Annotated in this window: 6 protein-coding genes; 3 read left to right on the top strand and 3 right to left on the bottom strand. The window is 67.9% G+C overall.

What is annotated here, in order from left to right; all coding sequences use genetic code 11:
* Together ACP7AU_RS17070 and ACP7AU_RS17075 are read right to left on the bottom strand one after the other, a co-directional pair.
* Positions 1–877: sigma-54-dependent transcriptional regulator (locus ACP7AU_RS17070; RefSeq protein WP_426052189.1), on the bottom strand; the 877-nt coding region annotated here is incomplete at its 3' end.
* Positions 874–2,718 carry a sensor histidine kinase gene (locus ACP7AU_RS17075; protein WP_426039924.1) on the bottom strand — a complete coding sequence of 615 codons (1,845 nt, stop codon included), beginning with the start codon at positions 2,716–2,718 and terminating at the stop codon, positions 874–876. The genes ACP7AU_RS17075 and ACP7AU_RS17070, both read right to left, overlap by 4 nt.
* A 216-nt stretch (positions 2,719–2,934) precedes the next feature.
* Here ACP7AU_RS17075 and ACP7AU_RS17080 point away from each other — a divergent pair, with 216 nt between their 5' ends.
* The 3 genes from ACP7AU_RS17080 to ACP7AU_RS17090 are packed head-to-tail and all read left to right on the top strand — an operon-like array spanning position 2,935 to position 8,835.
* Positions 2,935–4,293: a dicarboxylate/amino acid:cation symporter gene (locus ACP7AU_RS17080; RefSeq protein WP_426039925.1), complete on the top strand. Its 1,359-nt coding sequence runs from the start codon at positions 2,935–2,937 to the stop codon at positions 4,291–4,293.
* 44 nt (positions 4,294–4,337) lie between these two features.
* Entirely contained in the window at positions 4,338–7,490 is a 3,153-nt protein-coding gene (locus ACP7AU_RS17085) for a TonB-dependent receptor domain-containing protein (protein WP_426052190.1), read from the top strand.
* Positions 7,491–7,512: 22 nt separating this feature from the next.
* Complete coding sequence (locus ACP7AU_RS17090) at positions 7,513–8,835, top strand: alpha/beta hydrolase family protein (protein ID WP_426039927.1); 1,323 nt, start codon at positions 7,513–7,515, stop codon at positions 8,833–8,835.
* 172 nt (positions 8,836–9,007) lie between these two features.
* Here the strand turns inward: ACP7AU_RS17090 and ACP7AU_RS17095 are convergent.
* Positions 9,008–9,223: AMP-binding enzyme (locus ACP7AU_RS17095; RefSeq protein WP_426052191.1), on the bottom strand; the 216-nt coding region annotated here is incomplete at its 5' end.

Raw genomic sequence — 9,223 nt, forward strand, 5'->3', positions numbered from 1 at the left:
GCTTCAGGTCCGACTTGCACGAGGCAAGAATCCGCAGGTCCAGCTGGCGCGCCCCTGACGCGCCCAGAGGCTGGATCTCACGTTGTTCCACGACACGAAGAAGGGTCACCTGCGCCGACATCGGCATGCTCTCGATCTCGTCGAGAAACAGCGTGCCGCGGTGGCTTTGTTCGATCAGGCCGACGCGGCGTTTGACGGCGCCCGGAAAGGCGCCCGGCTCATGGCCGAACATCTCGCTCTCGATCAGGCTAGGGGGCAGGGCACCGCAGTTGATCGGCACGAAGGGATGGACGCGGCGGCGGCCGCTGTTGTGCAGGGCGCGGGCGACGACCTCCTTGCCCACGCCGGTCTCGCCCTCGATCAGGACATCCATTCCGGCGTCCGCCACCTGTTCGATGACTGTACGCAGCCGGGCGATCGCCGGGCTTGACCCCAGCAAGGGCAGGTCCGGGGTGGCGCGACCGACCTCCGCCGCCAGGGCGCGGTTGTCGAGCACCAGTCCGCGCTTCTCCAGCGCCCGGTTGAGGCTGTCGGACAGCCGGCCGAAGTCGAACGGCTTGGCCACGAAGTCGTAGGCGCCGTTGCGCAGCGCATCGACCGCGTCGGCGATGTCGCCGTGGCCTGTGATCATCACGACCGGCAATCCCTCGTCGAGCGCCTGAATCCGCGCCAGCAGGCCGCGACCATCCATGCCGGGCATGCGCAGGTCGCAGACCACGACGCCGGGATAGTCGGCGCCAAGCACCTTCAACGCGGCCTCGGCCGAGGCGAAGGCCTGCACCTCCAGATCCTCAAGCTGAAGCCGTTCCAGCAGGGCGCTGCGAAAGTCATTGTCGTCGTCGATCAGGGTGACGCAGCGAGGGCGGGAGAAGTTCACGCGGCGGCCTTCAGGGCTATCACGAACCGGGCGCCGGACATGCCCGGCCTCAGGCTGAGTTCGCCGCCGAAGCCGGCCACGATGTCGCGGCAGATGACGAGGCCGAGGCCCAGTCCTGCCGCCTTGGTCGTCACGAAGGGGGTGAACAGCGCCGCTGCGATGGCTGGATCGACGCCGGGCCCGTTGTCGCTGATGACGATCTCGACGCGACGCCCCTTGCGGGCGACGTCGATGGTCAGTCTGGGTTCGAGCGTTCCGGCGTCGGCCATGGCCTCGAAGGCGTTCTGGGCCAGGTTGACGATGACCTGCTCCAGCCGGATCGGCTCGGCCTGCACCTGCAGATCGCCCGCGCCGGTGCGGACCAGCTCGACGCCGCCTTCGCGCAGCCGCCCGCCGATCAGCAGGAATGCGCCGTCTATGGCCGCGGTGGGCGAGACGGAGGAGATCCCTTGCGTGCTCTTGCGCGAGAAGGCGCGCAGTTCGTCGGTGATTGCGCCGATGCGGCCGGTCAATTCGGCCACGCGTCCCAGGCTGCGACGCGCGGACTCGGGGTCGTCGCGATCAAGATAGGCGCTGGCCGTATCGGCATGGGTGCGGATGGCGGCAACGGGCTGGTTGATCTCGTGCGCCACGCCGGCGGCGATCTGGCCGAGAGTGGCCAGTTTGTTGGCCTGGACCAGTTCCTCGCGCAGCACTTCGCGGCTGGCCTCGGCGCGGCGGCGCTCGTCGATCTCGCGGTTCAGCTGGCCGTTGGCGGCGCGGAGCTCAAGAGTGCGCTCATCGATCCGGCGCTCGAGCTCGGCGCGGGCGCGTTCCTCGGTCTCTGCGCGAGCCATGGCCTGTTGGCGGCGGCGCAGCAGAACGCCTGCGCCGCCGGCGAGCAGGGTGATCAGGAGCCCTGCGACGGCCCGGGCGCTCATGACGTTGGCGACAATGGCGCCGCCGATCGGATCCAGCAGATGCAGGGTCCAGCCGGGTGTATCCGTCCCGGTGTGGGCGAGAATCCACTCGGTTGACGGCCCGCCTGCGGCGGCGCGTACGATCCGATGCGTGCCCGTCGCCGCGCTGTCGAATGGCAGAGGCGCCAGCGCCTGGCCGCTCAGGGTCTGATCGGCCAGGATCTCCTCGCGCTCGGCGGCGGTCAGGTCGCGACTGCGGCGGAACCGCCATTCAGGTACGCTAGTGACCAGGACGACGCCGCGGGAATCCGTAACATAGGCAGGCTCGCCGGAGCCGCGCCAGTCGGCCTCCAGAGCGTCGAACTCGACCTTGACCACCACGATGCCGATCGGCGCAGCCGCGGTTCCGATCCGGCGGGCGAGATAGAGGCCGGGGCGTCCGCTGACCGTGCCGAGGGCGAAGAACTCCGCCGCCCCGTTCTGCATGGCGCCTGTAAAATACGGCCGGAAGGCGTAGTCGGAGCCGACGAAACTGGTGGGCTCGCGCCAGTTGCTGGCGGCGCGGGCGACGCCGTTCCGGTCGAGCACATAGATGGCAGCGGCGCGGGTCTGGGCGGCGAGCACTTCCAGCTTGGCGCTGACGACGTCGGCGGCCTGGCGCCCCGGGCCGGCGACGAGGCCGACCACCTCGGGGTCCTGCGACAGGACGACGGGGAGGGAGCGGTGCTTCTCCAGTTCGCTGCGCAGGACGGCGGCATGGAGGACGGCGGCGGCATCGGCCTGACGGGCAAGGTCCGCCTGGGCGTCGCGGCGGGCCAGTTCTCCGGCGGCCGTCATGGCCAGTCCGCAAGCGACCAGCCAGCACAGCAGCAGGACCAGCCACGGCCGGGAGGACCGGGCGGAAACGAGGCTGCCGAGTCGATCGAGCGGGGACGCTGTCATTTAGCAATCATGCGGAATTCCGCACAGAAAGGCCATGTCGATGGCCGGTTTTTCGGACAAAATCCAGAGAGTGGCTTAGAAAATACAGAAAAAACAGCAACTTGAATCCGCAGAATGCGGGTTTGGTCATGATCTGGATCGCGGCCAAAATGGGGTCTTGGGACACGGCGTCAGACCGTGCGGAAACAGCGCGATCACGGTCGCAGGGGAGGACGGATGCAGCTCACGAGCGATCCAGGTCACGTGTCCGGCGCACCTCGCGCATGGTATCGCCACCTGTACGTCCAGGTCCTGGGCGCGATCCTGTTTGGCGGGCTGATCGGACATTTCTTCCCGGCGTTCGGCGAGAGCCTGAAGCCGTTGGGCGACGCCTTCATCAAGCTGGTGAAGATGGTCATCGCCCCGGTGATCTTCCTGACCATCGTCACCGGCATCGCCGGCATGCGGGACCTCGGCCGGGTCGGCCGGGTCGCGGCCAAGGCCTTCGCCTATTTCCTCGTCTTCTCGACCCTGGCCCTGATCGTCGGCCTGATCGTCGGCAATGTCGTCCAGCCCGGCCGCGGTCTGAACATCGATCCCGCCACGCTCGATGCCGGGGCGGTGGCCCAGTATTCGACCGCCGCGCACGAGACGACCATCATCGGCTTCCTGCTGGGCGTCATCCCCGACACCTTCGCCAGCGCCTTCTCCACCGGCAATATCCTTCAGGTCCTGTTCGTCTCGGTCCTGTTCGGCATCGCCCTGGCGTCGGTCGGCGACCTCGGCAAGCCGGTCCTGACCTTCCTGGAGTCGGTCAGCGCGGCCTTCTTCAAACTGGTGGCCATCGTGATGAAGGCGGCGCCGATCGGGGCGTTCGGAGCCTTCGCCTTCACCATAGGCGCCTATGGCATCGGGACGATTGCCAACCTGATCGCCCTGGTCGCCACCTTCTACCTGACCGCCGCCATTTTCGTGATCGGGGTGCTGGGCGCGGTCGGCATAGCCAACGGCTTCTCGATCTTCAAGCTGATCCGCTATCTGAAGGAAGAACTGCTGCTCGTGCTCGGCACCTCCTCCTCCGAGGCGGCCCTGCCCAGCCTGCTGCAGAAGATGGAGCGCGCCGGGGCGTCCAAGTCGGTCGTCGGCCTGGTCGTGCCCACCGGCTATTCGTTCAATCTGGACGGCACCAACATCTACATGACCATGGCCGCCCTGTTCATCGCCCAGGCGCTGAATATCGACCTGACCCTGGAGCAGCAGGTCCTGCTGCTGCTGGTGGCCATGCTGTCGTCCAAGGGGGCGGCCGGAATCACGGGGGCCGGCTTCATCACCCTGGCCGCGACCCTGGCCGTCGTCCCGACCGTGCCGATCGCCGGCATGGCGCTGATCCTCGGCATAGACCGCTTCATGAGCGAGTGCCGGGCCCTGACCAACTTCATCGGCAATGCCGTGGCGACCCTCGTGGTGGCGCGCTGGGAGGGCGAACTGGACCGCGACGCCCTGCGCGAGGCCCTCGACGGCTCTCCGCGGCCGCTGGCCGCCCAACCCGATCCGGCCGCCGGACCAGGCGACGACCTCGTCATCGCCCGCGACTGACTTTTCACGTGCCTGAAAACAAAAAAGACTTTGGGAGGATGAACATGAACACCAATAGGACCGCGATGCTGGCGACCACCGCCGCAGCCGCCCTTCTGAGCCTGGCGCCCGCCGCCTGGGCCCAGACGCAGACCCAAACCCCGCAGACCCCCGTCCCCGTGCCCTCGTCGACCCAGCTGTCGCAGGCCGCCCAGTCGATCGCCGACCAGGCGGAGCAGAACGGCGAAGACGCGTCGTCGGTCGACGACATCGTCGTCGTCGGCTCCCAGATCCGGGGCGCGGACGTCACCGCCGCCCTGCCGGTCACGGTGCTGAGCGAAGAGCAGATCCTGGCCACCGGCGCCGTCAACGGCGACGACCTGCTGCGGTCCATCCCCCAGATGGGCGACGTGCTGTTCTCGGCGGCCAACAACCCCCAGACCTCGAACGCGGCGCGTGGCGACGTCAACTCGGTCAACCTGCGCTCGCTGGGCGTCGGCAACACCCTCGTCCTGCTGAACGGCCGTCGCATCGTGCAGCACCCGACCAGCCAGGGAACCTCGGACACCGGAACGGTGCCGGTGCTCTCCTACAACTCCAACGCCATTCCGGTGACCGGCCTTGAGCGTCTGGAGGTCCTGCTGGACGGCGCGGCCGCCATCTACGGCGCCGACGCCGTGGCCGGGGTGGTCAACACCGTGCTCCAGGACGACTTCGACGGGCTGAAGATGAGCGCCCAGTACGGCGGCGCCGAGGGCACCCACCTGAAGGAGTTCAATCTCGGCGTCTTTGCTGGCAAGGACTTCGAGCGCGGCAATATCTCGGTCTACATCGACTACACGGACCGTGCGGCCCTCCGCGCGGAGGACCAGGAGTACACGGCGACCGACAACCTGCGCTTTCTGTTCGCGGGGGATGAGGCCTTCGCCTCCAGCCTGACGCCGGACGCCCGCAACACGCGCGGCGCCTGGGGCAACTTCGCGGTCGTCGGGGCGACCACGGCGATCCGTCGCGGAACCACGTCCCTGACCACAGCCGCCGGCGCCTTCCACATCCAGCCGACGACTCTGACGGGCTGTCTGGTTCCCAATGCCAATGACGCCAACATCTGCCTGGGCTCCGGCGCCCTGAACTTCAACGGCGTCCAGCGCGACCTGCGCTTCGACACCGCGCCCGGCACCACCATCCTGCCCGACACCCAGCGCCTGAACGTCTTCCTTCAGGGCCACTACGACATCAACGACAGCGTCACCGCCTTCGGCGAACTCGGCTACTACACGGCCGACACCCAGCGGGTTCAGCCGCCGGTGATCAACCTGAACACCCTGACCATCCCGACGACCAACTACTGGAACCCGTTCGGTCCGGTCACCTTTGCCAACGGCCAGGTGAACCCCAACCGAATCTCGGGCCTGACCAACGTCCCGGTCACCGGCCTGGCCATCACCCTGAACCAGTACCGCTTCGTCGATGCCGGCTATCAGAAGGTCAACGTCACCAACTACCAGGCCCGCGCCCTCGGCGGCCTGCGCGGCGAATGGCGCGGATGGGACTGGGAGACGGCGCTCCTCTATTCGGAAGCCGAGGCGGTCGACGAGTCCCTCGCCGTGAATACCCAGGCGCTGCAGGCCTCGCTCGCCCTGTCCACGCCCGACGCCTACAACCCGTTCAGCGGCGGCTGCATCGCCCAGACCAGTTTCGGCGATTGCACACCCAGCTCGCAGACGGCGCTCGACGCCATCACCTTCACCCTGAAGCGTGAGAGCAAGACGACCCTGGCCCTCTATGACTTCAAGGTCTCGCGTCCCGACCTGTTCAGCCTGCCGGCCGGCGACGTCGGCCTGGCCTTCGGCTTCGAGGCCCGCAGGGAGACCCAGAACGACGACCGCGACTCCAACCTCGACGGCTCCAACCCGTTCCGGGACAAGGTCACCGGCGCGGTCCAGCTGTCGAACGTCATCGCCGTCAGCCAGAACCCGGACACCCACGGCGAGCGTTCCGTGACCTCGGCCTACATCGAGTTCGCCGTGCCGGTCGTCTCGCCGGAAATGAACATCCCGCTGGTGCATAATCTGGAGTTCCAGATCGCCGGCCGGGCCGAGCACTATTCGGACTTCGGCGACGTCGCCAAGCCCAAGGTCGCGGCCGCCTGGGACATCGTCGACGGCCTGCGGATTCGGGGTTCCTACTCGGAAGGTTTCCGCGCCCCGAACCTGGAACAGGTCAACACCGCCACCTACGGCCGCCTGTCGACCAACCCCGACTACATCCGCTGCGAGGCGGATCTGCGGGCCCGCCGGATCGCCACCTTCGGCGCCTGCTCGCGCTCTATCGGCGCGTCGCTGCTGGTCTCCGGCAACCCGGACCTCGAGCCGGAAGAGAGCAAGAACCAGTCCTACGGCGTCGTCTTCCAGCCCCAGTTCATTCCGGCGGAGTGGGGGGACTTCACCTTCACGGTCGACCGCTGGCGCATCCAGCAGGAGAAGATCGTCGGCCTGTTCGGCGGTGCGAACGCGGTGGTCCTCGACTACGCCGAGCGCGTCCAGGGTCGTTCGAACCCTCTCGTCACGCGCGCGCCGGTCAACGCCGACGACATCGCCCTGTTTGCCGGTACGGGCCTGACGCCGGCGGGTGTGATCACCTCGATCAGCGACCGGTTCGTCAACCTGCTGCCGCAGGATGTCGAGGGCATGGACATCGGGTTCAACTGGCGTCTGCGAAACACCCCGCTCGGCAGCTTCCGGGTCAATATCGACGCCGCCAAGCTGATCAAGTTCGGTCGTGAAGCAGGTCCGGCGGTGGACGCCCTGTATGCCGCACGCGCCGCCGGGACCATCAACGCCGCCACGCCGCTGCCCGACTCCAGCAACCTCCTGGCCCAGAACGGCCGCCCGGAATGGAAGCTGTCGGGTTCGGTGACCTGGAGCCTGGGTCCGTGGCAGGTCGGGGCCTTTACCCAGTATATCTCGGCGGTGAACGACACGAACCTGCTGGACGCCACCGGCAACGCCTGGGAGGTCGCAAGCCAGGTGACCGGCAACCTCTACGGCCAGTACGAGTGGGAGGAAAACAACGGCTTCGCCTCCAACAGCCGCATCCGCTTCGGCGCACGCAACATCACCAACGAGCGTCCGCCGCTGTCGTCCTCCGGCTACCTCGGCTCGCTGTATCGCCCCTACGGTCGCTACTGGTACGTGTCGATGGCCAAGGAGTTCTAGGCGGTTGCGACGGATGGGGACGATGCGTTCTGTATTTTCGACCCCCCTCCTTCTGACAGGAGCCGTTGCGGGGCTGATCTGGATCGGGGCGGGCGTTCTGCCCGCCTCGGCCCAGGCCATCGCACCGGAGCCGGCCGAGTGCCCGGCCAGCCTGCCTGAGGGGACGATCTGTTCCTCGGGTCGGTCGGCGGACGGAGCCTGGTTCTGGATCGCCCGGCCACGCGACTGGAACGGAACCCTGATCGTCCACGCTCACGGCGGCCCGCGCACGGCCGAGCCCCTGCGCAACGACCCGGTCGAGGACCTCGAACGCTTCTCCGTCATGGTCAGCGAGGGCTACGCCTGGGCCGGCTCGACCTATCGTCGGGGCGGCTATGGCGTGCGCATGGCCGCGCGCGATACCGACGATCTGCGCCGGATCGTCTGGGACGCCTTCGGCAAGCCGAAGCGCACCCTGCTTCACGGCCAGTCCTGGGGCGGCAATGTCGCGGCCAAGGCGGCGGAGCTCTATGCTGTCTCGGCCGACGGCGAGCGCAACTATGACGGCGTTATCCTGACCAGCGGCCTGCTGGCCGGCGGTACGCGCGGCTACACATTCCGGGCCGACCTGCGCGCCGTCTACCAGTTCTACTGCCGCAACCACCCGCGCCCGACCGAGACCCGGTACCCGCTCTGGCAAGGTCTGCCCGAGGGCGCCGCCATGCCCCGCGCCGAGATCGCCGCGCGGGTCGAGGACTGTACCGGCCTCAGCCTCGCCCCCGAGGCCCGCACCCGCGCCCAGGCCGATGCGCTGAGGAACATCCTTTCGGTGGTGGGCGTAACGGCGGACAGTCTGGTCTCCCACCTCGCCTGGGGCACCAACCTGTTCCAGGACATGGTCTGGGACCGGCTGGATGGCGGCAATCCGTTCTCCAACGCAGGAGCGACCTATCAGGGCTCGGACGACGACGTGGCCCTGAACCAGGGCGTCGAGCGGTTCGAGGCCGATCCGGCGGCCGTCGCGGCCCTGGCCTATGACGCCGACCTGACCGGCGCCATCATGCTGCCGACCCTGACGATGCACGCCCGTTACGACCCGACGGTCTTCGTGGAACACGAGGCGATCTATGCGCAGACGGTCGCCGGGGCCGGCCGGTCGAACCTGCTGAGCCAGGTCTTCACCACCGAGGCCCTGCACAGCCAGCTCAGCCTCCCCCAGTACGCCGGCCTGCTGATCGCCATGACCCGCTGGCTGGACACGGGCGAGAAGCCGGACGCGCAGGATGTCCTGGAAGCGTGTCAGTCACGGGCGGAGACCTACGGCCAACCCTGCCTGATCGACCCGGATTTCGTGCCGAGCCTGTAAATCTCCCTCTCCCGGTGGGAGAGGGCTTGAGGCTCGCAGAGCGTAGCGATGCGTCTTGGCCGAAAGGGTGAGGGGCGTGCCCTCACCGGTTGGCGCCAACCCCTCACCCTTTCGCGTGGCCGATCGCTTCGCTCCCGGACGCTCAAGCCCTCTCCCGCCGGGAGAGGAGGCGCTAGTTCCGGTTCTTCACCAGATCATCGACCACCGACGGGTCCGCCAGGGTCGACGTATCCCCCAGCGACCCCAGATCGTTCTCGGCGATCTTTCTGAGGATCCGCCGCATGATCTTGCCGGACCGGGTCTTGGGCAGGCCGGGGGCCCACTGGATGGCGTCGGGCGCGGCGATCGGGCCGATCTCCTTGCGGACATGGGCGACCAGGGCCTTCTT

The organism is Brevundimonas sp. SL161, from assembly GCF_049896985.1.
GTDB lineage: Bacteria > Pseudomonadota > Alphaproteobacteria > Caulobacterales > Caulobacteraceae > Brevundimonas.

Coding starts and splice junctions, on each gene's coding strand:
- ACP7AU_RS17075 (WP_426039924.1), bottom strand. CDS start 2,718: ATGACAGCGTCCCCGCTCGATCGACTCGGCAGCCTCGTTTCCGCCCGG.
- ACP7AU_RS17085 (WP_426052190.1), top strand. CDS start 4,338: ATGAACACCAATAGGACCGCGATGCTGGCGACCACCGCCGCAGCCGCC.
- ACP7AU_RS17090 (WP_426039927.1), top strand. CDS start 7,513: ATGCGTTCTGTATTTTCGACCCCCCTCCTTCTGACAGGAGCCGTTGCG.
- ACP7AU_RS17080 (WP_426039925.1), top strand. CDS start 2,935: ATGCAGCTCACGAGCGATCCAGGTCACGTGTCCGGCGCACCTCGCGCA.